Origin of the sequence: Affinundibacterium flavidum, from assembly GCF_014284175.1 — a bacterium.
In the GTDB taxonomy this organism is placed as follows: domain Bacteria; phylum Pseudomonadota; class Gammaproteobacteria; order Burkholderiales; family Burkholderiaceae_D; genus Undibacterium; species Undibacterium flavidum.
Genome location: NZ_JACOGA010000065.1, coordinates 1 through 303 on the forward strand (window position 1 = coordinate 1; position 303 = coordinate 303).

Genomic DNA, 303 nt, shown 5'->3' on the forward strand with positions numbered 1-303 from the left:
GGCTGCCGTCGGTGCTGCTCCACAGACTGACGGTGTGGCGTCCGTCGTTTTCATAGCGGCTTAGGGTGTTGCCGCTGGTGTCGCTGTCCTGGAAGGCGTGACGGCCGTTCCAGAGGGTGCGGAAGATGGCGGGAGGCGCGTTCGGTTGTAAGGGGTCTTTGGCTTCTTTTTCGACACGCAGACCTAGGTGGTTATTGCTGTAGTTGCCGAGCACCGTATTGTTTTTGCGAACGCTGATCAGGTTGTCTCTGGCGTTGTAGCTGTAGTACGTACTATCACTGCCTTGGGTCTTTTGGCTGAGGT

1 protein-coding gene is annotated in these 303 nt (G+C 57.1%); it reads right to left on the reverse strand.

Translation table 11 applies throughout. The annotated features are described in order from the left end of the window. On the reverse strand, window positions 1-303 hold a 303-nt coding region (locus H8K55_RS21380), incomplete at both ends, for a hypothetical protein (protein WP_186944267.1).